Annotated in this window: 21 protein-coding genes and 1 riboswitch; of the genes, 7 read left to right on the forward strand and 14 right to left on the reverse strand. The window is 52.8% G+C overall.

Going from position 1 to position 21,738, the window contains the following annotated elements; genetic code table 11:
• Positions 1-20 precede the first annotated feature (20 nt).
• The 5 genes from J8X26_RS22740 to J8X26_RS22760 all read right to left on the reverse strand — a co-directional run bounded on the left by J8X26_RS22740 (position 21) and on the right by J8X26_RS22760 (position 4,656).
• Positions 21-818, reverse strand: coding sequence for an amino acid ABC transporter ATP-binding protein (locus J8X26_RS22740; protein WP_152326429.1), 798 nt, complete (start codon positions 816-818; stop codon positions 21-23).
• Positions 815-1,798, reverse strand: a complete 984-nt coding sequence (locus J8X26_RS22745) for an amino acid ABC transporter permease (RefSeq protein ID WP_208952027.1) — start codon at positions 1,796-1,798, stop codon at positions 815-817. The genes J8X26_RS22740 and J8X26_RS22745 overlap by 4 nt, the downstream gene beginning before the upstream one ends.
• Positions 1,795-2,703, reverse strand: coding sequence for an ABC transporter substrate-binding protein (locus tag J8X26_RS22750; protein ID WP_152326427.1), 909 nt, complete (start codon positions 2,701-2,703; stop codon positions 1,795-1,797). The genes J8X26_RS22745 and J8X26_RS22750 overlap by 4 nt, the downstream gene beginning before the upstream one ends.
• A 182-nt stretch (positions 2,704-2,885) precedes the next feature.
• Positions 2,886-3,680, reverse strand: a complete 795-nt coding sequence (locus J8X26_RS22755; protein ID WP_165059409.1) for a deaminated glutathione amidase — start codon at positions 3,678-3,680, stop codon at positions 2,886-2,888.
• 13 nt (positions 3,681-3,693) lie between these two features.
• Positions 3,694-4,656: a nitrate ABC transporter substrate-binding protein gene (locus tag J8X26_RS22760; protein WP_165059407.1), complete on the reverse strand. Its 963-nt coding sequence runs from the start codon at positions 4,654-4,656 to the stop codon at positions 3,694-3,696.
• A 210-nt stretch (positions 4,657-4,866) separates the two neighbouring features.
• Here J8X26_RS22760 and J8X26_RS22765 point away from each other — a divergent pair, with 210 nt between their 5' ends.
• A complete protein-coding gene (locus J8X26_RS22765) occupies positions 4,867-6,213 on the forward strand; it encodes an aminotransferase class I/II-fold pyridoxal phosphate-dependent enzyme (RefSeq protein WP_208952028.1) in 1,347 nt (448 codons plus the stop codon).
• 3 nt (positions 6,214-6,216) lie between these two features.
• On the opposite strand, the gene J8X26_RS22770 is transcribed toward J8X26_RS22765, so the two are convergent.
• Positions 6,217-6,648, reverse strand: a complete 432-nt coding sequence (locus J8X26_RS22770) for a GNAT family N-acetyltransferase (RefSeq protein WP_208952029.1) — start codon at positions 6,646-6,648, stop codon at positions 6,217-6,219.
• 73 nt (positions 6,649-6,721) lie between these two features.
• Positions 6,722-6,784, forward strand: a riboswitch (Fluoride riboswitch).
• A gap of 67 nt (positions 6,785-6,851) precedes the next feature.
• Here J8X26_RS22770 and crcB point away from each other — a divergent pair.
• From crcB to J8X26_RS22785, 3 genes are all read left to right on the forward strand, one after another.
• Positions 6,852-7,235, forward strand: coding sequence for a fluoride efflux transporter CrcB (crcB, locus tag J8X26_RS22775; protein ID WP_104922959.1), 384 nt, complete (start codon positions 6,852-6,854; stop codon positions 7,233-7,235).
• Between the two features lie 463 nt (positions 7,236-7,698).
• Complete coding sequence (locus J8X26_RS22780; protein ID WP_208952030.1) at positions 7,699-8,355, forward strand: TetR family transcriptional regulator; 657 nt, start codon at positions 7,699-7,701, stop codon at positions 8,353-8,355.
• 9 nt (positions 8,356-8,364) lie between these two features.
• Positions 8,365-9,552, forward strand: coding sequence for a multidrug effflux MFS transporter (locus J8X26_RS22785; RefSeq protein WP_152326421.1), 1,188 nt, complete (start codon positions 8,365-8,367; stop codon positions 9,550-9,552).
• Between the two features lie 77 nt (positions 9,553-9,629).
• Here J8X26_RS22785 and cspE read toward each other — a convergent pair whose 3' ends face one another.
• From cspE to J8X26_RS22805, 4 genes are all read right to left on the reverse strand, one after another.
• Positions 9,630-9,839: a transcription antiterminator/RNA stability regulator CspE gene (gene cspE, locus J8X26_RS22790; RefSeq protein WP_009636912.1), complete on the reverse strand. Its 210-nt coding sequence runs from the start codon at positions 9,837-9,839 to the stop codon at positions 9,630-9,632.
• Between the two features lie 177 nt (positions 9,840-10,016).
• Complete coding sequence (locus J8X26_RS22795) at positions 10,017-10,754, reverse strand: DUF2076 domain-containing protein (RefSeq protein ID WP_165059403.1); 738 nt, start codon at positions 10,752-10,754, stop codon at positions 10,017-10,019.
• 183 nt (positions 10,755-10,937) lie between these two features.
• Positions 10,938-12,071 (reverse strand): ABC transporter substrate-binding protein, encoded by a 1,134-nt coding sequence (locus J8X26_RS22800; protein WP_208952031.1) that lies wholly within the window; start codon positions 12,069-12,071, stop codon positions 10,938-10,940.
• 189 nt (positions 12,072-12,260) lie between these two features.
• Positions 12,261-14,378, reverse strand: coding sequence for a prolyl oligopeptidase family protein (locus J8X26_RS22805; protein WP_208952032.1), 2,118 nt, complete (start codon positions 14,376-14,378; stop codon positions 12,261-12,263).
• A 300-nt stretch (positions 14,379-14,678) separates the two neighbouring features.
• Between J8X26_RS22805 and J8X26_RS22810 the strand changes: the two genes are divergently transcribed.
• Positions 14,679-14,924 (forward strand): hypothetical protein, encoded by a 246-nt coding sequence (locus J8X26_RS22810; RefSeq protein ID WP_104922965.1) that lies wholly within the window; start codon positions 14,679-14,681, stop codon positions 14,922-14,924.
• A gap of 42 nt (positions 14,925-14,966) precedes the next feature.
• Here J8X26_RS22810 and J8X26_RS22815 read toward each other — a convergent pair whose 3' ends face one another.
• From J8X26_RS22815 to J8X26_RS22830, 4 genes are all read right to left on the reverse strand, one after another.
• Complete coding sequence (locus J8X26_RS22815) at positions 14,967-15,485, reverse strand: cupin domain-containing protein (RefSeq protein ID WP_152326417.1); 519 nt, start codon at positions 15,483-15,485, stop codon at positions 14,967-14,969.
• Positions 15,486-15,535: 50 nt separating this feature from the next.
• Positions 15,536-15,901 (reverse strand): hypothetical protein, encoded by a 366-nt coding sequence (locus J8X26_RS22820; RefSeq protein ID WP_208952033.1) that lies wholly within the window; start codon positions 15,899-15,901, stop codon positions 15,536-15,538.
• 50 nt (positions 15,902-15,951) lie between these two features.
• Positions 15,952-16,935, reverse strand: a complete 984-nt coding sequence (locus tag J8X26_RS22825) for a diguanylate cyclase (protein WP_235937368.1) — start codon at positions 16,933-16,935, stop codon at positions 15,952-15,954.
• A gap of 314 nt (positions 16,936-17,249) precedes the next feature.
• The gene (locus tag J8X26_RS22830) at positions 17,250-19,436 is read right to left on the reverse strand and encodes a TonB-dependent siderophore receptor (protein WP_208952034.1); all 2,187 of its coding nucleotides are present in this window, start codon (positions 19,434-19,436) and stop codon (positions 17,250-17,252) included.
• Between the two features lie 471 nt (positions 19,437-19,907).
• Here J8X26_RS22830 and J8X26_RS22835 point away from each other — a divergent pair, with 471 nt between their 5' ends.
• Both J8X26_RS22835 and J8X26_RS22840 read left to right on the forward strand, forming a co-directional pair.
• On the forward strand, positions 19,908-20,801 hold the full coding sequence (locus J8X26_RS22835; protein WP_280118843.1) for a substrate-binding domain-containing protein: 894 nt from the start codon (positions 19,908-19,910) through the stop codon (positions 20,799-20,801).
• A complete protein-coding gene (locus J8X26_RS22840; RefSeq protein WP_208952036.1) occupies positions 20,798-21,718 on the forward strand; it encodes a PstS family phosphate ABC transporter substrate-binding protein in 921 nt (306 codons plus the stop codon). The genes J8X26_RS22835 and J8X26_RS22840 overlap by 4 nt, the downstream gene beginning before the upstream one ends.
• The last annotated feature ends 20 nt before the right edge of the window (positions 21,719-21,738 follow it).

Consider the following 21,738-nt stretch of genomic DNA (forward strand, 5'->3'; position numbering starts at 1 on the left):
TGGTTTTCCTGCTGTAAACGTCAAATAAAGCGACTGAGAAACGCCTGCGTACGCGGATGCTGCGGATTGACCAGCACTTCATCCGCAGCACCCTGCTCGACCACATAACCGCGATCCATAAAGACCACCCGGTCAGCCGCTTCTTTTGCAAACCCAATCTCATGCGTGACCACAATCATGGTCAGTCCTTGCTGCGCCAGATCACGCATCGTCGCCAGCACTTCACCCACCAGTTCAGGGTCGAGCGCCGATGTCGGCTCATCAAACAACATCAGTTTCGGTTTCACCGCCAGCGCGCGGGCAATCGCTACTCGTTGCTGCTGACCACCGGAAAGATGACGCGGATAAGCATCGGCTTTGTCGCTCAGCCCGACTTTCTGCAACAACTCACGGGCATATTTTTCGGCCTCATGGCGGCTCTCCTTATGCACACCGACCGGCGCTTCAATAATATTTTGCAAAACGGTCATGTGCGGATACAGGTTAAATTGCTGGAATACCATCCCGATATCACGGCGCTGGCGCGCAATCGCCCGTTCGGATAATTTATGCAACCTGTCGCCACGCAGCTCGTAACCGATTTGCTCGCCACCCACCATGATTGAGCCACGGTCGATATCTTCCAGATGGTTAATACAACGCAGGAACGTGGATTTCCCGGACCCGGAAGGCCCCAAAATCACCACCACCTCGCTGGGTTTGACATCCAGATCAATGCCTTTGAGCACTTCGTTATCGCCATAGCTTTTATGCACATTACGGGCTACAACCAGAGATGCCGTTTCGGATGACTGCGCGTCGGCAGAAAGTTGACTCATAAGTCCTCCTTGCGGGCCAGGCCCGGTGGATTCATAACAGGAACCCCTTTTTCTTCCGCATTTTCCTGACGACGCTTGGCGCTCGCCACCGTGCGACGTGTGCCACGGGAATAATAACGTTCAATCGCCGACTGGCCGAGGTTCAGCACTGAGGTGATCAGCAGATACCAGACCACCGCCACCATCAACATCGGCACCACTTCAAAGGTGCGGTTGTAAATGGTTTGCACCGAGTACAGTAAATCGCCCATTGCGATCACACTGACCAGCGATGTCGCTTTGATCATACTGATCAGCTGGTTACCTGTTGGCGGAATAATCGAACGCATCGCCTGTGGAATGATAATCCGGCGCAGCGCACGGCCACGGCTCATCCCGAAGGCCTGCGCCGTTTCGGCCTGACCATTATCAACCGACAGCAAACCGGCACGAATGATTTCCGCCATATACGCCGCTTCATTCAGCGCCAGACCGGCAATCGCCGCCGTCAGCGGGGTGATCAGATCATTGGTATTCCAGCTCATGTATTCCGGCCCAAACGGGATGCCGATCGCTACGCGGGGGAACAGCGTCGACATGTTGTACCAGAATAAAAGCTGTACCAGCAGCGGTGTGCCACGGAAAAACCATATGTATAAACCGGCCAGTTTGCGCAGCAACAGGCTGTCAGACAAACGGGCGATCGCCAGCATCAGGCCGATGAACACCCCGATCAACATGGACACCACGGTCAGGCCGAGCGTAACGCCCAGGCCTTTGATGATCGTCGCTTCTGTGAACCACTGCGCGACCACATGCCATTCGAAATTCGGGTTATGCGAAACGGCCCAAATCACATCGGCGGCAATCAGCAGCGCGACAATCCACGCAATCCAGCGGCCAATGTTGCGTGGCGCGTGGGAGAATTCAACGTTACGTCGTGGATCCTGCGTATAGTCGTCCTTGACTGCCGGCTTTGAACTATACGTTTTATCAGTCATTTAGGTTGTGCCTTTGCCAGATTGATCCCCGGCGCCTGGATCATGTTGCCTTCCAGACCCCATTTTTTCATGATGATGGCGTAAGTCCCGTTATCGAACAGTTTCTGATATCCCGCCAGAATAGCGTCACGTACAGGAGAATCCTTCGCGACCACCGTTCCCTGGAAAATATCGCCAAAACCGTTGGATTTGCCGGTGCCGGTCAGTTCCAGCTGGCCATTCGCTTTCTCAACGAAATAGGTCAGCGGTGCCTGAGAAGAGAAGAACGCGTCCGAACGGTTAGAACGCACGGCCAGAATCGAGGTGGGCTGGTCAGAGAAAGATTGCACGGTAACCGCCGGTTTACCGTCTTTCACGCACACTTCAGACTGCTTACGGATCACCTGTTCGGCAGATCCGCCCGCCATGACGGCGATGCGTTTACCGCAGGTATCATCCAGAGAATTGATGTTTTCCGGGTTGCCTTTACGCACGCCGAACACCACGAACTCCTTCACAAAATCAATAAAATCATTTTTCGCCTGACGATCCGGGTAATCACCAATCGGGCCGATACCCATCTGATAACGCCCTGCAGCCATTCCGCTGAGGATGCCGGATAAACCGCTTACGGAAGCGTGCTCAATTTTCACACCCAGCACTTCTGCCAGTGCATGCGCCAGATCCGCACTCGCGCCATCCAGACCATTCGCCCCGGTCACGATTTCGTACGGAGGAAACGAGCCGTTGTTCACAGAGGTCATCACACCGGATTTTTGAATATCCGCAGGTAATTTGGCGTGAATTGCCGGATCCATCGTCTGAGCCGGGATCGCCACCGTTTCAGCAGCAAAGGCATTCATGGACGTTACGGAAAGTAATGCAGCGGTCAGTGCAGCAGCCTGACGTAATTGTTTTGCCATCATTTTCTTATTCCTCTGTGTAAAAAGTCGGTCTGTGAGTTTATGAATGTTGTGTATTTATAATGAAAACCTTCCCTGGCTCAGATCGTGTTTAAGTCTTATGAAAAACGAGTTCCCTGGTGAGGCGCTCGGTACGGCTTTATTCACCGGACGGTGCAACCGTTGAGGACCGGCTGCAGTCAGGTTCAGTCATTGCGCAGTTGCGGCAAACCGAAGCGGCGGTTCGCCAGCACAGGCAATACTTTACGGGCATGCGCCAGACGATCTTTGTCCAGCTCAGCAAAAACCAGTGCGGGGGCTTCAGCCGCGCGGGCAATCGCCACGCCCAGCGGATCGACCACCATACTGTTACCGATATTACGTTCACCGCATTCGCCGACAGCGACCATATACGTGGTGTTTTCCAGCGCACGGGCTGTGACCAGCACTTCCCAATGCATTTCTTTCAGCGGACCTTTGACCCACGCAGCCGGCAAGACCAGGACGTCAGCGCCATCAAGTACCAGACGACGCGCCAGCTCAGGGAAACGCACGTCGTAACAGGTCATCAGGCCGACATTAAACCCGGCAACCTCAACCAGTGGTGGTACATCGCTGCCCGGCGTGACGTTTTTAGATTCCTGCGAGGAGAACGCATCGTAAAGATGCAGCTTACGGTATTCTGAAATGATTTCACCATTCCTGATAGAAATCAGTACGTTCCATGCGCGACCATCGGGTGCAGGCGTATGAACGCTCATCATGGTCGTCATCTGATTGCTGCGGCTGGCGGCCACCAGCTGGCTGACGAACGGACCATCCAGCGGTTGTGCGGCTTTCAGAACCAGATCAGGATCAGTGATGTCGCGCGCCAGAATACCTTCCGGCAGCACCAGTAAATCCACGCCTGCTTCCAGAGATTTCGCCATCAGCGAAAGGCAGGTTTCAACGTTGGCTTCCCATTCGCGGGAAACAGCAAACTGACCTAATGCAACTTTCATTTTTACTCTCCCGTCACTTTTGTGTGGCGAACTGAGGGAACAAATCAGCCGGTGTGAGGCGCTGCGCCGTCAGCTTCTGGGCATATAATTCATGTGCAAAATCGTCGATCATTTTTTCATTGGCGGCGAAACCGTTTGCGTTCCAGTCCGCAGGTAAATCAACCACTGTACGACGCAAGTCGTCCAGCAACCACGGTGTGGTATCAGCATATTTTGCGCGTTTATCCATCCAGACCTGATAAGAACGGTCGATGATTTCACTCAACGCCTGCGGCAGCCACGGATGTTCTTCGGCCAGGGCAGGTTTAATCGCCAGCAGGTGAATGCCGGGGATGTAACCCACGCGGTTGAAATAGGCCAGCTCTGCCGCACGGAAATCAGGCTGGAACTGACGGAAACCGGAATCAGGCTTGAAGAAACCGTCAGGCATGAATGGCGTGAATACGGCGTCCAGCCAGCCTTCCTGCAACAGTTCCATCATCGGGCGCTCTTCCGGCACCGCTTCAATGCGCCCTTCGCGACCAAACCCGGCCAGACGATCGACAACCGGATGCGATTCCGTCAGACGTCCAACGTACCAGTTTGCGTCTTCAATACCGACGCCTTCCAGCGCCAGCAGCGTGCGGGTCCAGGTGTTGCCGGAATCCTGCCAGCCGGTCAGGCCAATGCGCTTGCCTGCCAGCTGAGAAAGTTCGGTCAGCGGGCTGTCTTCACGGGTGATGATGCAGCGCTGGCGGAAACCACGCATCAGAAAGTGTGGGATCGCCAGCAGATCAGATTCACCGCGAGCCCGCCCCTGCGCATAACGGCTGAAAGAGACTTCACCCGCGTCATATTTATCACTGGTCGCCAGGTTATCCACCAGCGTTCCCACGCGATCTATCTCGAGATTAAACCCTTCAGGTTTAAGGTCGCCCAACGCCAGCGGCGTAAAATAATCCCAGTCACGAACAGCCAGCCTGATGGTAATCGTCACATCTATCCCCTTAAGTGTCAGCATGGTTGATATGCAGAAAGACAACTGTGCGTTTACAAACCTTATCGGAAACGCACCAAATTCTTTTACGAAGGAGATCATGTTCAGCGTAATGTGATTATTTTATCGCCTCCGTTGGCTAAGTTTGATACTAATGGCATAAATTAATATGTACAATAGAATCTTTGTTACTGAACAAAAGGCAAAAACATGGCAGATAAACCCCTCGAAAAAACGCTGGATGCAGAATGGTTAGCGACACAATTACAGGATCGTTCGATGCGGGGCATTGCAATTGAAACAGCGGCGATGATCCGGTCCGGCGTCATCGAGATCGGAACGCATCTGCCCGCTGTCCGCGAACTGGCACAGGCGCTGGGCGTCAGCCCGGCCACGGTATCTGCCGCCTGGGGTCAGCTCCGTCGCCAAAAAGTGATTGCCGGGCGAGGCCGCAACGGCGTCTGGGTGTGCGGTGACATGCTGTCGCCGCGCCCGGCAAGGTTTGAAAAAATCGGTAACTTTGGCGAGCATATTATTGCGGATCTCGCGCTGTCATCGCCCGATCCGGCGCTTTTGCCTGATTTGCGAGAAGCCATGCAGCACGGCGTTGGCGCAGATAACCTGAATAGCTATCAGCGCGAAGCCATCGCGCCTTCGCTGCTGGAAGCCGCACGTCAGGACTGGCCTTACGACGCACCGGCGTTCATGTCTGCCGACGGCGGATTTGACGGCATGAACCTCACGCTACAAACCCTGCTGATGCAAGGTTCCGTCGTGGCGATTGAAGACCCGACCGCCACGCGTTTGCTCGATATGCTGGATAATCTCGGCGCGCAGGTGATCCCGGTAAAATGCGATGAGTTCGGCCCGACGCCGGAATCTCTGAGTCTGGCGTTGTCCAAAAATCCGTCCGCGTTTATTTACCAGCCGCGCACCCATTCGCACTGCGGTCACGCCATGAATGCGGAGCGTTACGCGGAGCTGGCCGAAATTCTCCGCCACACCAATACGCTGATTATTGAGGATGACGGCATCGGGCAGTTATCCCGCTACGCGCCCGTCAGCATGGGCAGCGTATTGCCGGATCGCACGGTACATGTCCGTTCGTATTCCAAAGCTTACGGGCCGGATTTACGGCTGGCGGTGATTTCCGGTTCGACGGATTTGATCAAACAAATCAAATCATTCCGGAACTTCGGAGCGGGATGGTCGAGCCGAATTTTGCAGGAAGCTCTGGCGTGGCTGATCAAGGATTCTAAAACGCAGGAAAGCATTGCCCGTGCGAAAGCGGTTTACGCTCAGCGCCGCAAAGCGATGTCTGACGCGCTGCGCATTCGCGGAGTAAATATCCCGGAACGCGACGGGCTGGCAATGTGGATCCCCGTTCCGTCGGAACAGTTTGCGCTGGTCACGCTGGCGGCACGCGGCATTGCTGTTCTGCCCGGCGAGCGCAGCCGCATTGGGCCGGGGCAGTTTATCCGTATCAGCACCAGCCAGATTAAACCTGAGAAAGTGGACCTGATTGCCGACGCCATCGTTCTGGCGCTGGGCGCATGATGGTCAGCGGGGCGTCAGCTTTTTCATCAGATACTTAGGCGATTCCTCATATTCCGCGCGGGCGTAAAACACGTGCGCGCGGACACGGCGCGTATGGCTGTGAACTTCCATCCGGTCACAGCCACGGTCGCCGGCCAGCCTTTCAGCCTCATCGAGCAATTGTTGCCCGATACCTTCGCCACGCGATTCACTGCTCACGCACAAATAACTGATCCGGCAGAATTCACCGGCGAGGGCGATTTGCGGGATAAAATGTAGCGAAATAAAACCGACGGCGCGCCCTTCGCTCTCGGCTACCAGCAAACGGCTGTCCGGATTGGCGGCCATTACGACAATCCGCTCAGCGATCGCTTCCGGCGTATTGGGATAATCCAAATCGCCGAGTAATCCCGCCAGAACCTGTGCGTCGTTTACATCACCTTCTCTGATTAACATGACTATTTCCTTGTTAAAATCTGTTTCTCATTCGCGGCTACACAATCGCTATCACACACGGTAAACTTACTGTCTGCAATATGGAGATGACATTCCTCCCAAACCGCCTTTACCGGCTGATGATGTCTACGCAATCTCGTGAGAGGTTCGTAGCGTCGTGCCCGGGCCTTTCTGAATTTCACTTTTTTTTAAGGTTTTTTTTTATGTTCAGTACCTTTCTTGCTGTGTTGATTGGTGGTGCGGTTGGCAGTGTCGCTCGCTGGTATCTCGGGCTCAAAATGAATGTGATCACGCCTGTGGTGCCTCTCGGTACGCTGGCCGTCAATCTCATCGGCGCATTTATTATTGGCCTGGCCATCGCGATTTTTGGCCGCATGAACAGCGTCGATCCGGTGGTTAAAGCGCTCATTACGACCGGTTTCTGCGGCGGGCTGACCACCTTTTCCACGTTTTCCCTGGAAGTTGTTACGCTGTTGCAAATGGGCCGTTTTGGCGATGCCCTGCTCAATATCGCGCTTAATCTTTTCGGCTCGATTGCCCTGACGTTGCTCGGCTTCATGCTGGTCAGCTGGTACACGGCGCACTGATCCTACCTTCCGGCGATGCCTTTTTTATGACAACGGGCATCGCTGTAACAAATTTGTGACACAGCTTCACCTCTTCTCTGCGTTTCTTAATGTTTCCTTCATGTTATCTGCAGATAATGGCAAAACCCGCTCAGGTTTATAAATTGAGGTATGCCATGTTTTCTGTTCCAAAAACGTCTTCTGAATTTCTGGTTGTTGCCCTCTGCATTCTTACTGTAGTGGCTTTTTTACAGGCATATTTTAGTTAGACAGATGCGCCCTGCGCGCCCGTAGTGCACCCTTTTCCGCCGACGGCGCATTCCTGATGGATGCGCCGTCGGCCTTTCTGAATCCGTGAAAACACACTGAAACGAAGCGTCACTTTTCATTCCCTTCATAATACAAATATTTACCTGTTCCTCCTTATTGCCTATAATTGAGAATGATCGTTCACACTCATTTTCAACAGAGGTGCCAGGTATCCATGCTTCACCCACAACTTTGCAGTAAAGACGCGCGCATCAGTGCGCGACGCGACCAGATCATTGCCGCCGCCCGGCTGTGTTTTCGCAAACACGGTTTTCATGGTGCAGGCATGGCCGAAATCGCCAAAACGTCGCAGCTCAGTGTGGGGCAGATCTACCGGTATTTCGCCAATAAAGACGCCATCATCGAAGAAATTGTTCGTCGCATCGTGATGAAGAAAATCCGCCTGATGACCGGCAACGCGCATAACTTGCAGCAGGTTGCTCATAACCTGGCACACCGCCGGATTGGCAATTTAAGCGCGCCTTATAAAGAGGATCAGTGTATCGAACAAAAAGAACAGGCAGAGATTGACCACGCGCTGATGCTTGAGGTTGCCGCAGAAGCGACCCGCAATCCTATCGTGGAAAAAATCTGGCGCGATTCAGAAAAACAACTGTTCAGCGAAGCAAAATCCCTTCTCAGTGCAACTTTCCCGCAATTTTCAGAGGCTGAAATGACGGCAAAAGTCGAATCTCTGGCGGTGATCTGTGAAGGCACCGCATTCCGACGTATGACTACCGTTCACGCCGACGCAGAGCATCTGGAAGCTTTATACAATCGCTACTTCCAGGATCTCTTTGACACGGATTTAACCACCAGCAAACTGGAATAAACTTTTACCATGAGCGCTCATCTGCAAGAAAAACGCCTCGGTTACGCCCTGGTTCTCGGCTCGCTTGCCGCCCTCGGCCCGCTATGTACAGATTTATATTTGCCTGCATTGCCTGAAATGGCCGGCGATCTCAACACTTCCACCGCCAGCGCTCAGCTGAGCCTGACCGCGGGTTTACTCGGCCTCGGTTTCGGCCAGCTATTATTTGGCCCGCTCAGCGATCGTTATGGCCGTATGCGCCCTTTGCTGTGGTCGCTGGCGTTACTGCTCGCGGCATCGGTCTGGTGCGCCGTCGCGCAGGACATCAATCAGCTGATTGTCGCCCGGCTGTTACAGGGCATTGCGGGCGCAGGCGGCGCTGTGCTTTCACGCGCCGTCGCCAGAGATTTGTATAACGGCCATGAACTCACACGGTTCTTCGCGCTGCTGATGCTGGTAAACGGACTGGCGCCGATTATCGCGCCGGTGCTGGGTGGCGCCATGCTCAGCTGGATGAACTGGCGGGGAATTTTCGCTGTGCTGGCCTTTATTGCCATCCTGCTGTTCAGCTTCTCATCCCTGAAACTGCATGAAACCTTGCAGCCGGAACGCCGTGCGCAAGGCGGTATTTTCAGCATGCTCGGTTCCGTTTTCAGCCTGCTGGGACACCGTCCGTTTATGGGGTTGTGCCTGACGCAAGGTTTTATCATGGCGGGGATGTTCGCCTACATCGGCGCTTCGCCTTTCGTACTGCAACAGATTTACCATCTTAGCCCGCAGATGTTCAGCCTGTGTTTTGCCATTAACGGTATCGGGCTGGTGATTTCTGCGCAGGTTTCCACGCGCCTCAGCCGCCGTTTCGGTGAAATGGCGCTCGTTAAAGCCGGGTTAGTGATAGCGGCCGTGGCATCTGTTGCGCTGGTGATGGCTGCCAGCCTGAATGCGCCGCTGGTGACGCTGCTGATTCCGCTGTTCTTCTCGGTGATGGTGATAGGGATTATCGGGCCGAACGCCGGGTCGCTGGCGATGCAAAGTCAGGGGAAAAATGCGGGGAGCGCGTCGGCGCTGCTTGGCGTGTGTATGTTTGCGCTGGGTGCGATTGCCGTACCGGTCACCGGTTTTGGCAGCATGCCTGCGTTGTCCATGGGCCTGACGATTTTAGGCTGTTACGCGATCGCTATTTTGATGTTCGTGACGCTGGTGCGCAAAACCGCGTAAGGGTTTACCGTTATACGCACTAATGTCCAGGCAAAAAAAAACCCGCTTCGGCGGTTTTTTTAAGAAATCGGCTAAAGTCAGATAGCGATAACGTTAGCAGCCGACGGGCCTTTGGCACCATTGGTGATTTCGAACTCTACGCGTTGGCCTTCAGCAAGGGTCTTGAAACCATTGCTGGAAATAGCAGAGAAATGAACGAAAACATCTTTGCTGCCATCTTCAGGGGTAATGAAACCAAAACCTTTAGATTCATTGAACCACTTAACGCTACCTTTAATCTTAGACATCAAACTTACCTTTACGTGAATGTTGGACACAAAACGTGTGTCAAATACAGTACAGCAACAGATTTAACTTTTGTCCAGAATTCTGATGGCAATAAGCGATAAAGCTCTCACTCTTCACTTTCTGCCGCCGTTTTCTGCTGTCAGAACGGCCTTTAATAGCCTTCTGACATCAAGCGGTTAGAAAAACGAATCATCGTCGTTGCTATAATCGTCGGAATCAAAGTCGTCAGAACCAAACCCTAAATCCGAATTATCGTTACGCAACGAGGCATCTTCCCAGGACGGTATATTGCTGTCGAAACCCTGTGAGTTGTCGAGGAAACTGCTGTCGGCAGGATTCAGATCCTGCACGGGCGGCTCTTCAATGATATTGACGATTTCCTGCGGCTGACTGTGATGGAACATTCCGGTCAGCATATCTGCCAGCACAACCCCACCCGCAACACCGGCGGCAGTCCGCAATGCGCTGCCCAGAAAGCCCGGTGCCTGTGGCGCGGCCTGAGCCGGAGCCTGCTGTTGTGGCGCGTATTGTTGCTGCTGAGGCTGTGCGCCCCAGGCTTGCGTACCCGGGATTGGCTGGCTGCCTTGTGAAGACTGACGCGCGGGTTCAGGCTGTGCCGAACCACCGCCAAACAGCCCGGCGAGGAAACCGGTACTTTGCGGTTTCGCGTTCTGTGCCTGCTGTTGCAACTGTTCGTTTTGCTGTTGCAGTTCCTTCACCTGAGCATTCAGCTTGGTCAGCGCCGCTTCCTGAATAATCATCGCCTGCGCCATGTAATAAGGGGCTGACGGTTGCTGGCGGATATGGGCCTGAATCACACGTTCAGCTTCCGCATCGCGCGGTGCCGTATTGGACTCAGCCTGTTGTAAACGACTAAAAAGCCCGTCAATTAAACGCTGTTCTTCAGATTGCATAAATTCACCTTGTTGATGTGTCGTACTACGCCAGTCGGCGTTATGCAGATACAGTAATACAGTTATATTTTTGTATGAATTAACGGAGTGTCAACAAATGTGACGGAGGTAAAGTTTGTGCAGAAGCGCCGTGACGGGGTTGAAAACCCGCCTGCGAGACCACAGGCGGGGAGGCTCAAAGACTTATTTCTTCGGTGACCAGCCCAGAATGAAATCCTGATCCGGCAGATTGGTGTAGTTACGCACCAGGTCGTGGTAGGTTTTTGCCGGATCCAGATTTTTAAACTGTTCCGGATAAATGAATTTCGCCAGATATTCCATCCCGACGATATTGTACGGGTGGTTGTAGAACTGGTGGTAAACGCCGTAAACGTGCTGGCTGCTGACCGCCGGGATCTGCGCCACACCGGTGCGGGAAAGCAGAACTTTCGCTTCCTTGTCGATGCTGGCCTCATTCGCGCCATAACCGAACGGCAGAATGTGGGTCACGGAACCGTTTTTACTCGGGCGCGCGGAACCGGTCATGATGTAAACATCCGGCTTCATGCTGATCACCTGCTCCAGAGAAACCGTGCCTGATGCGCCCGGCAGCAATTTGGTGCCGATATTATTGGCGTCTACCGCCTGAATCAGTTTGCCCCAGCCCGCGTCGCCGTGAGTAAAGCAGCAGGAATCATCGCGACCGGCAATCGGCTCGATGAACACGTTTGGTCTGTTTTTAATAGCAGCAACGGCTTTCTGAATGCTCTGGAAGTGCTCGTTATAGAACGCGGTGTACGCGCGGGCATTGTCTTCCTTATTCACAATTTTACCCAGCAGCTCAATGCTCGGTGCCGTGTCTTTCGCCGGATCCGCTTCGTAGTCAACGAAAACAACCGGGATGTGCAGCGCGGCAAGTTTATCCAGAACACCCGCCTGTGCCAGAGAATTCTTCGCACGTACCTGCGCAATCATCAGGTCAGGTTTTTTGGAAATCACGGTTTCCAGATCAACCTGCCCTTTGTCCGTGAATCCCATATCCAGGATTTTGGACGACTCAGGCCATTTACTTTTCAGCATGTCCCAGGTGCCGCTGTCGGTGGTCTTCAGCAGATTGTTCCACGCCACGACGCGCTTAAACGGATCGGCTTTATCCAGCACGGCAAGCGCAAGAATATCGCGGCCATCCTGCAAGATGATGCGCTGCGGGGCTTTGTCGAGCGTCACTTTCTGCCCGCTAAGATCGGTAACAGTTAGCGGATAGGTGGTAGCAAAAGCGGAAAATGAAGCGGCCATCAGACCTGCGACAGACAGCACGCGAGCGGTATTCTTTAACATGCAAATCCCCGAAAATGAGAATGAATAAGAAATGATTTTGATAATTGTTATCAAATGAAGCGAAAATAATAAACAAGGAATGAAGGGCGAGGCAACGCTTTTGGAAGGGAAAAAGCCTGATAAAACATGTCGAAATATGACTGAGTGGGAAATTTTCCCCGCCCAGTCATGTAACGCCGTGCGCGGAAGTTACGGTTTACGCCCGATGAAATGCAGCAGGAACTCGCTCACCAGAGCACGTTTAAATGCCGACTGCGTTTTGTCCGCCGCCGCGCTGTGCCCGCCCTCGGTGTTCTCGTAGAAATACACGTCAGGAATACCCAGTGCCTGCATCTTCGCGGCCATTTTTCGTGCATGATCCGGCCCGACGCGGTCATCGCTGGTCGCGGTCGAGAACAATACCGGCGGATATTTTTTCTGCGGGTCGATATTGTGATATGGCGAGAATTCGCGGATAAACGCCCACTCTTCCGGCTTTTGCGGGTCGCCGTATTCGGCAATCCACGACGCCCCCGCGGAAATCTGCGTGTAGCGCTGCATATCCAGCAGAGGCACTTCGCAGACTATCGCGCCGAACAGTTCCGGATAGCGTGTCAGCATATTGCCCACCAGCAGGCCTCCGTTACTGCCGCCCTGCGCCGCCAGATGCGCCGGTGACGTGATTTTGCTGGCAATCAGCGCCTTCGCCACTGAAGCAAAATCTTCATACGCACGCAGGCGCTTTTCTTTCAGCGCGGCTTTATGCCACTCAGGCCCGTACTCGCCACCGCCACGGATATTCGCGACCACGAAAACACCGCCGCGATCAAGCCACGACACGCCGCTCACGCCCAGATAATACGGCTCCAGCGACACTTCAAAACCGCCATAACCGTATAACAGCGTCGGATTTTTGCCATCATAAACCACATTTTTGCGGCTGATCACGAAATAAGGCACGCGCGTCCCGTCGTCAGATTGCGCAAAGTGCTGGCTGACCTGATAGCGGGAGGCGTCAAAATGCGACGGATCCTGTTTCAGCAATTCGGCTTCGGCGTTAGCGCCGTTGTCCAGATTGCCCAGCGAGAGGCTGGCGGGTTGCAGGAAACCGCTGACGCTCATGAAGTATTCGTTGGTTTTATCATCCACGCCCCAGGCGCTGATTTTACTCAGCTCCGGCACATGCCCGAACGGTTCACGCTGCCATTCGCCATTCTTTGGTGTCAGCACTTCAAGGCGATTTACCACATCACGGGTCAGGCTGAGAATGATGTGATCACGGGTATGTGAGTAACCGTTGAGCTGATCGCGGGTTTGCGTCACGCCGCTGAGCGCGGAACCGGTATCAGGAACAAACAGCGGTTTCAGCGTGCGCTCACCTGCCATAAAGGCGTCAAAATTCATCGTCAGCAATGAACCTGACGGCCAGCGCTGGCCATTCACCTGCCATTCGCTGGACGGTTCGATAAGGATCCATTCCTGCCAGGTGGTGAATTTGGCATCGTCCGGAATGTCGATTTTGACCAGCGAGCGGGTCTCGTCCACCAGAAAAACTTCGCGATGATAGAAGTCGATAACCCGCACCACGTAATTGCGTTTAATGTCCCCGTCAGATCCCTGATAACCCGCAGCCATCATGTCTTTTTGCCCGGCGCTGTAAACCGTCACCGCTTCGCTGAGCGGCGTTCCGCGTTGCCAGATTTTCACGATACGCGGATAGCCGGAATCGGTCATCGAACCTTCGCCAAAATCGGTGGCGACAAACATATGGTCGACATCAATCCAGCTGATGCGGCTTTTGGCTACCGGCAGATAAAAACCGCCGGTGACAAATTCTTTGGTTTTCAAATCAAATTCGCGGACTTCGCAGGCATCACCGCCGTCCGGAGAAAGCACAACGAAAGCGCGCTCAAAGCCCGGTTTCAGGTTCAAGAAGCCCGAGAAAACCCATTCAATATTTTCGGCTTTACCCAGCGCATCGACGTCGAGCACCGTTTCCCAGCGCGGTTCGGCTTTGCGGAATTCATCGAGCGTGGTTTTGCGCAGTAATCCTTTTGGATTTTTCGCATCCTGCCAGAAGTTGTACCAGTCGTTATCGCATTTCCAGACACCCGGAATTTGCTCGGGGGAATTCAGCCCCTGAAGCACTTTTTCGCGGATCGGGTCAAAATCTTTTCCGTGCGTGAAAGCAGAAAGTGTGACCGAATTTTGCTCATGTGCCCAGGCCAGCGCTTTTTCATTGCGCAATCCTTCCAGCCAGATAAATTCGTCCTGCCCGATTTCTGACACTGTTTTGCGTAAATCTGATTCGCGTGAATCTGTGGTCATATTGTTGCGTCCTTCCCGTCCTGAGAAATAAATTAAAAGTCAGACTTGGGGTTTAGATAACTGTTTTGCTCACGTCATTTCAAGCGTTTTTCAAACACAGATGATTCACCATCTTTCCGAAAAATCCGAATATGCGATCCCGAAGGGTTCTCTTGCCTTCTTTTTGTGAGTCAGTTCAAGCATTCAAATTATCTGAACGCCTATAAAGAAATCATTACCTTGTGATGACAAAAAATGACGTGGATCTGAGGTAGAAAAGGGGACACAGAAATCAGGCAGCAACAGGAAAGGAGCGAGAATATGGAATGGAAAATCATAGATATCCTGAGTATCCCACAGACCGGACTGAAATATATCTGCATTCAGGCATTCAAAAACCTGAAGCTTATCCTGTCTGTCGATAACGACTTTACACTGCAAACCGGCGACACTTTAGAGATTACGCCGGAGGGTTATTCCCTGAACCGCCACCAGGCGCAAAGCCTGAAAATTCATCGCATGATGCCGTATTGTCAGCAACGCTGGCAGTCACTGGGTATCCAGTAAGCGCATCTTCAATTTCATGAATGAATCCAAAAAAGCCGGTTTTTACACCGGCTTTTTGTTGGCTTCTCTTCTCGAATCTGAAAAACCGTCGTGGCTACCCAGTTCCTGTTCAGGCACATCCAGCCAGCGGTCTTTACGCGTTGCTTCATATTCCTGATTGAGCGGATAATGAATGCGGTTTTCCGGCTTATTCGCTTCGCCAACGACCAGCAAACGTACTTCTTCTTCACTGTTATTGATGAACGTATGGCAGATGCCGGTGCCGTGGGGAAACGCCACCGCGTCGCCAGGTTTAAGCCGGTGCAGGTGGCCATTTATCCACGCGTCAGGCTGGCCTTCCAGCACATAAACAAACTCATCTTCAGAACTTTCAGCATGCGCGTAACAGGTACGTCGCCCCGGCAGCAGACGTTCGTGATGAATGCCGATACGCGTCAGCCCCAGCGCTTTGCCGAGCGGTGCACCAATCGACATCAGTTCATCATCACCCGGATAACTGCTGTCGTCCGGGCCTTCGAGCTCACGCCAGTTGGCGATAAAGTCGGGTCTTTCCTTGCTCATCGTTGACTCCGTTTCCCGCCGGTCGCTGCATCCGTTTTACACAGCCGGCCTCAGTACAGCGACGGGGATTTTTGTTGAATTGAGTAAGTGTTTTGATTTGAATACGTGCTTTGCGTCGCCGGTTTCGGCAGACATGCAAATCTTATGTGTACCCGGTCGCCGTCATTGCTTTCACCCAGCGTCTGGAATTTCCCTGTACAAAAATCGAAGATCTTTTTATAGGTATCCGCGCGGCGCTGACGTTCCAGAATGGAAAACACGGAAGACTCATAGCTTGCCTGCCTCTGTACAAAAGACGCATCAAAGTTTGCAGGCCGGTAGACTTCCGCGCCAACGGGTTCATCAATCGATGAGCATCCTGCCAATAAAGTTGCTGCTGCCACCGCTGCTACCATCATTATTTTGATATTTTTCATTATTTATCCCGAGACATCTTCCATTCTATTCAGTGTAGATGAACAACGGCCTAAGCCCTGCCCGCGCTGCCAATACTGTTTTTTCCATTCTTTTTCACGCTTATCAATGCCCGTTCGGCGGCGGCCAGCCACTGATTGTAATTCTCATGATTTCTGGATGTCGCCACGCCAATGCTCATCGAGCACTGAAAACCAGAATCCTGCGACAGACGAATTTCCGAGGTTTTCAGCAACAACCGGTATCCGACCGCATACGCTTCTTCTTCGGAAATGCCCGGCAGTATCACCACAAATTCGTCACCGCCCAGTATGGCTGGAAAATCGTGCTCAGCCGTTTCCTTACGCAAAATAGTTGATACCGATCGTAAAACATAATCGCCCGCTTCGCGTCCGAACAGGTCATTCACCATTTTCAAATCATCGACGCCCAGCACCATCAGGCAGGCCAGATCCTGCTTTGAACGTTCAAATTCCAGCATCAGGCGGCGATCGAGCAAACGCCGGTTAGGCAGGCCAAGAAAGGGATCCATCAGCGCCGATTTTTCCAGTTCGTGCTGCTTATCGCGCAGTTTGCGGGAAATCGAATAATTGGCGGCGCTGAACGCAATAATGTAAATCGTGGAAAGCGGCAGCGTCAGCCATAACGTCCGGTCGCTCACTTCGGTATAGAGGCTCATCCCGGAAAGCGGCCAGCACAGAATAAATCCGGCGCAGTAAAACAGCGCAGCACGGCGCAGTAATTGCCAGCCACCGGCAGAAAACCGGTCGGCAACCAGAATAGACGTAATGATCGCAGATGGCAGCGGACACACGCCCATCAGCGCGACCCATGCGCCACCGGCAATGGCGTCGAACGCCAGGTTTCTGAATTCAGCCTGATTAGGATGCCTGGAACGGCGGGAAATCAGCATTGCAACGTGCGGCCAGACAAACGCGTTCAGCACCAGAAAACCCATCGGGATCCAGGAAGCTTCGCGTTCTAAAAGCACCGAGGCAATGGGGAAAAAACAGAGAAAAGTGCCAAGTATGCGCATTAAATACATTCGTCGTAAGAAACGATCAGAACGCTCACGAACGAGACTTTCATCTGTAGAAAAATATGCCATACCCGAGAAGACTCAATGATTGATTTTTATTTATAGTAGTCGAGTTGGATATCACAGAGCTACTGAAAGCACCGGTTTTAATGGGCCGAACATCGGGGTTTTTTAGGCTTAAATAAAACGGGTCAACGAATAAGCAGGTAATTTAGGATAAAAAGTCGAAAAGCTAAATCAGACGTGCAGAATTTATCGTGAGGGAGATTACGGGCAGCTTATTTGCCGCCCGCCCGGAATTGCCTGCGAAGTTAAAATTCGAACGTCGAGGAAAGAAGTAACGTTCTTGGCATCCCGACCGCCAGCTGGCCGCTGCCTGCCGCGCTCCAGTAACGTTTGTCGGTGACATTATTCACGGTTGCCTGGAATGTGGCCCTGGTTCCCGCCAGTTTAGTGGTATAACTCGCGCCCAGATTGTACGTCGTATAGCCCGCCACAAACGCCTGATTCTGGGCATTCACCGGCCGTGAGCCGACATAATACGCGCCACCATTAACCGCCAGACCGTCAATGAAATCCAGCTTGTGGTTGATAAAGATGTTCGCCACTTTTTTCGGCGTATTTTCCGGCGTTTTCCCCAGCAGCTTTTCATTGGTGGTTGAGGTGACTTCCGCACTCAGCAACATGACAGAACCCATCACCGACGTATTTTCCGTGACGTCGCCCTGAAGCGAGAATTCCCCGCCGCGAAATCGTGCTTCGCCGTTAAGGGAATAAATCAGATCATCGCCGGTACTGGCAGACGGTTGTTTCAGCTCGAAATAAGCCGCCGACGCATAAAGTTCACCGTAAACCCGTGTGCGGATCCCCAATTCTTTCTGTTTGCTGACCGCCGCTTTCAGGGATTCCCCGGCGTTAGCGGCGGTTGATGGTGCCGTTCCCGCCGACTCCAGACCTTCCACATAACTGGCGTACAGGCTGATATCCGGCGTGACTTTATAAAGCACGCTGACGGCTGGCGTAACCGCGTGAACATCTTCGGAAGCCGCATCAAGCTGCTGGCTGGTATAGCGCCCGTAACGCACAGCGCCGGTCACCTGCCACTGATCGTTGAGCGTGATCCAATCTTGCAGGAACAGGCCGCCGTCGCGGATAGTCTGTTCTTTAAAGCTGCGGTCAGTCAGCGTTTTTTTACTGTTTTTAGCCGCACGCGTCAGCGATGTAATGGTCACCGGGTCATACATATTCTGCGCAGCAGAATACATGTAGGTTTCAAAACTCGGCTGGTAAAGACGGTTCTGACTGCCGCCAAATAACAATTCATGCTCAACGGAACCGGTATCAAACGTGCCTTTAATTTCCGCCCGGACGTTCTGGTTCAGATAATCCTGGCCAGGCTGATCGGCACCATAAACCGTTCCCTCGCCGGTCTGCGCATTGTAATTATCAAAGACCCACAACCAGCGGTCACGCTTGGTACGCGATTGCCCCGCGCTGACTTTACCCGTCCAGTTATCGGTCAGGGCATATTCAGCCTGAAGTAAGTGCGTTTCTGCCGAGGAATGCGTGTCTTTCCCTTTCATCGATAACAGCTTTTTCGGATCAGGTATTGAAGGAATGGTCATGACGCCATTAACGGCGGTCGGCGTGGCGATTGCCGCCTGCTCAGTAATACGTGCGCGGATTGACTCATAGTCATATTTGAGCAAAAGCCGATCCGTCGCCTGCCAGTCCAATGCTGCGCTGAACATCCGGCGGTTACCATTATCGCCGTCTATCGGCGTATGGATATTATTGGTGACGGCATTGATGCGGACGCCAAAATTTTTCTCTTCACCAAAGCGGTCAGCCAGATCGACGTGCGCGAGGGACGAGCCATTATCATCGGTCGAAAACGTCACCGTTCTGACAGGCTGCTGCCCCGCCCGTTTGGTCACCATATTCACCACGCCACCGGGCGCGACAAAGCCATAATAAAGTGCCGATGCGCCTTTCAGCACTTCCATCCGCTCCTTATCTTCCATCGGAATCGGCAGGTTATTATCAAAAGGCAGAACGCCGTTAAACATATAACTTGAGCGGTTATCCAGATTAATACCGCGAACGGAAAGCTGGTCGTAAGCAATTCCGCTTTGTTGCTGGCGAACAATACCCGCCACATTTCGCAAAGCGTCAAATAAGCCCGTGCCCTGCTGCGCCTGAATAATATCTTTGGAAACGACGCTGACTGAGGCGGGAACATCCATCATATCGCGTCCCTGATAAGCCCCCACGTCGGCATAGCCGGGAATATATCCCGAAGGTTCGCTGTAAGAGCTTCCGTTAACTTCAATGGTGTCATCTTTTTGCAGATTTGTATTATCACTACTTTGATCAGGGTATTTAACGCTATTTTCGCCGGAACGCGTTTCAGCCAGACTTTCCCTGACAGGCAATAAAACAGGAAAGCTGGCAATTAACAGCGACAGCGCGTTTTTTTTCATTTTGTTGAAGTTCATACAATCCCCAAAAACATCCGTAAAAGTATTTAAATCAAAATTAATTTCAGGCCGGCTTTTATTATTTTTTTCAGCATATCCGTGCCGACTTTCTCAGGAAGAAAACCTGATTACTGACTCGCTTATTGCGCGAAACACCGGGCGCCGCTGGCCAGTTCCTGCTCAATCTTACAGGAATCAAAGGGCTCACTAAATTAGAATGATTATCATTCCATCACATAGGGCTGTAGTAGTAAACGTCAGGCAATGAAGTGTAAAAAAGAGAAGCCCGGCGGAGTAAAAACCGGGATTTCATTTTTTATATCCCTCTGAAATTGAATATATTATTTTCGTAATCTGTTCTGCAAAACTCACCCGGAATAGCCCTGATATCCCGACACACCTTCGTAGCGTTGACTACTACAGTTACGTACTTCATCATGATTCTTAAAGGATAATGATAATTCTTCTCATGCATCACTGAGATGAGTTATGCATGATCGCGCAAGTTTTAAAGACTCAGCCAGAAGGAATAACAGATTGAACCCGGACAGCCCCCTGCCCGCTCCAGCGCAGTACCCCTCTGAAAAGAAAAGCGTTATCAGGATTACCGTAAAGCCAGAACTTGTGCCGTTGGTTGAAAAAATCATTGCGGCATTCCGTCGCGTTCACCCTGATATTCCGGTCGCCGCCACTTTTTGCCATGACGATGCCGCGTTTGCCTTTCTGATTAACCGTCGTTCCACGATGGCGCTGATTGAAAGAGAAATTACGCCCACGGAATCCGTGCCGTATAAAAAGCAGCGCGGCTCGGCACCGTTTTCTGTGAAGCTGGCGGTCAGTCCGGCAACGCCAGCCGTGTACGTGCATCACAGTAATCCGCTGACTGAAATTTCGGTGACGCAACTTTCACAGATTTTCACGCGCGGAAATGCACAGGGTGATTTTTCGAACTGGGGACAACTCCTTTCGTCTTCTCACGATGCCAGTATTCTGCCGCTGAGCCTGCCGGAAGACAGCGCCCTTCAGGTGTTTTTACAAAAGCATTTATTTGCCGGACGTGAGCTGACTGCGCGGACTGAATATGTGCCGGATTCGGCCACGCTTCTGGCGCGGCTTGAGAATATGCCAGACGGCATTGGCATTGCTGACTCCGCCGGAGAACATCCGCTATTACGTAAAATGACGCTGACGGGCCAGGCGCGCGACCCGCTTACCCGTTTTCTGTCTCTTTATCTGCCCGCCAGTGAAGGCCACGACGCACATAGACTGGCCGGTTTCCTGCTCTCCGATGACGGTCAGACAATAATCGCAGAAACAACCTGTCTGCCTCTGGAACCTGCTGAGCTCGCTCAGCAGCGTGCAATATTCGCGGTGCATTCATGAATTCAAACACAGTAAATCTCCCGCTGCCGATTGTCGGAAATGACGGCATGGCCTCTCTGATCCTTCCGTGGTGCGCACTTTTCCGCGAAGCGAATCCGGAAATTTCTTTCGACTGCACGCTGGAAGGCTCGTCAACAGCGATTATGGCACTGGCGGCTGATGCCAGCTGGCTGGCACCGATGTCGCGCGCGCCGTGGCCTCATGAACTGGCGGCTTTTGAGCGCGTAAAAGGTTACCGGCCGACGGAAATCCATGTCGGATATACCGGCCACGGACCGCGACCGGAAGCCAAAAGTCCGCCTGCGATTTATGTTCACCGTGATAACCCTTTGGCGGGACTGACGATGGCGCAGCTGGCCTCGGTTTTCTCTTCAGGGCAAAGCTGCGGAGATATCACTAACTGGCAGCAACTGGGGCTCGAAGGCAAATGGCATAAACGGCGCATTCATCTTTATGGCCTGCGAGATAACGGGAAATACGCCACCGCATTCCGGCATGCGCATCTGGCCGGGCGCCATTATCCTGCCCATTATGAAGGCCTCGCCGATCGCCGCGCCGTGATTGAAGCCGTGGCTCAAGACCCGTTCGGGGCGGGCTGTCTGGGCTGGTGTAACGCGGCACTGTTCTCTGACGACGTGCGTATTTTGCCGCTGGCCTCAGAAGCAAACACCGCATTTTATTCGCCGGATTTAGTCAATGTGGCGCAGGGGAACTATCCGCTTTCAAGCTATGTTTCGCTCTGCTTTGACCTGCCGCCGGGAGCCACGCTGGATCCGCTGGTTAAAGCCTGGCTGGAAATGACGCTGTCTGATGAAGGGCAAACTATTGTGGCTGATCAGACCCACAGCCCGGAAGGATACGTGCCGCTGGAACCGTCGATGCTGGCTTATCAGCGGCAAAGACTGGCAAACCTGTAAGTCGCTCCCGAAGTACACTG

This window comes from Rahnella sp. ChDrAdgB13 (assembly GCF_017655185.1).
Classification (GTDB): Bacteria; Pseudomonadota; Gammaproteobacteria; order Enterobacterales; family Enterobacteriaceae; genus Rahnella; species Rahnella contaminans.

Bases quoted from the DNA above. Each gene is read 5' to 3' on its own strand.
- J8X26_RS22765 (WP_208952028.1), top strand. From the start codon at position 4,867: ATGGCAGATAAACCCCTCGAAAAAACGCTGGATGCAGAATGGTTAGCG.
- J8X26_RS22800 (WP_208952031.1), bottom strand. From the start codon at position 12,071: ATGTTAAAGAATACCGCTCGCGTGCTGTCTGTCGCAGGTCTGATGGCC.
- J8X26_RS22805 (WP_208952032.1), bottom strand. From the start codon at position 14,378: ATGACCACAGATTCACGCGAATCAGATTTACGCAAAACAGTGTCAGAA.
- J8X26_RS22740 (WP_152326429.1), bottom strand. From the start codon at position 818: ATGAGTCAACTTTCTGCCGACGCGCAGTCATCCGAAACGGCATCTCTG.
- J8X26_RS22750 (WP_152326427.1), bottom strand. From the start codon at position 2,703: ATGATGGCAAAACAATTACGTCAGGCTGCTGCACTGACCGCTGCATTA.
- J8X26_RS22770 (WP_208952029.1), bottom strand. From the start codon at position 6,648: ATGTTAATCAGAGAAGGTGATGTAAACGACGCACAGGTTCTGGCGGGA.
- J8X26_RS22840 (WP_208952036.1), top strand. From the start codon at position 20,798: ATGAATTCAAACACAGTAAATCTCCCGCTGCCGATTGTCGGAAATGAC.
- cspE (WP_009636912.1), bottom strand. From the start codon at position 9,839: ATGTCTAAGATTAAAGGTAGCGTTAAGTGGTTCAATGAATCTAAAGGT.
- J8X26_RS22815 (WP_152326417.1), bottom strand. From the start codon at position 15,485: ATGAGCAAGGAAAGACCCGACTTTATCGCCAACTGGCGTGAGCTCGAA.
- J8X26_RS22830 (WP_208952034.1), bottom strand. From the start codon at position 19,436: ATGAACTTCAACAAAATGAAAAAAAACGCGCTGTCGCTGTTAATTGCC.
- J8X26_RS22785 (WP_152326421.1), top strand. From the start codon at position 8,365: ATGAGCGCTCATCTGCAAGAAAAACGCCTCGGTTACGCCCTGGTTCTC.
- J8X26_RS22780 (WP_208952030.1), top strand. From the start codon at position 7,699: ATGCTTCACCCACAACTTTGCAGTAAAGACGCGCGCATCAGTGCGCGA.
- J8X26_RS22810 (WP_104922965.1), top strand. From the start codon at position 14,679: ATGGAATGGAAAATCATAGATATCCTGAGTATCCCACAGACCGGACTG.
- J8X26_RS22825 (WP_235937368.1), bottom strand. From the start codon at position 16,935: ATGCGCATACTTGGCACTTTTCTCTGTTTTTTCCCCATTGCCTCGGTG.
- J8X26_RS22755 (WP_165059409.1), bottom strand. From the start codon at position 3,680: ATGAAAGTTGCATTAGGTCAGTTTGCTGTTTCCCGCGAATGGGAAGCC.
- J8X26_RS22795 (WP_165059403.1), bottom strand. From the start codon at position 10,754: ATGCAATCTGAAGAACAGCGTTTAATTGACGGGCTTTTTAGTCGTTTA.
- J8X26_RS22745 (WP_208952027.1), bottom strand. From the start codon at position 1,798: ATGACTGATAAAACGTATAGTTCAAAGCCGGCAGTCAAGGACGACTAT.
- J8X26_RS22820 (WP_208952033.1), bottom strand. From the start codon at position 15,901: ATGAAAAATATCAAAATAATGATGGTAGCAGCGGTGGCAGCAGCAACT.
- crcB (WP_104922959.1), top strand. From the start codon at position 6,852: ATGTTCAGTACCTTTCTTGCTGTGTTGATTGGTGGTGCGGTTGGCAGT.
- J8X26_RS22835 (WP_280118843.1), top strand. From the start codon at position 19,908: ATGCATGATCGCGCAAGTTTTAAAGACTCAGCCAGAAGGAATAACAGA.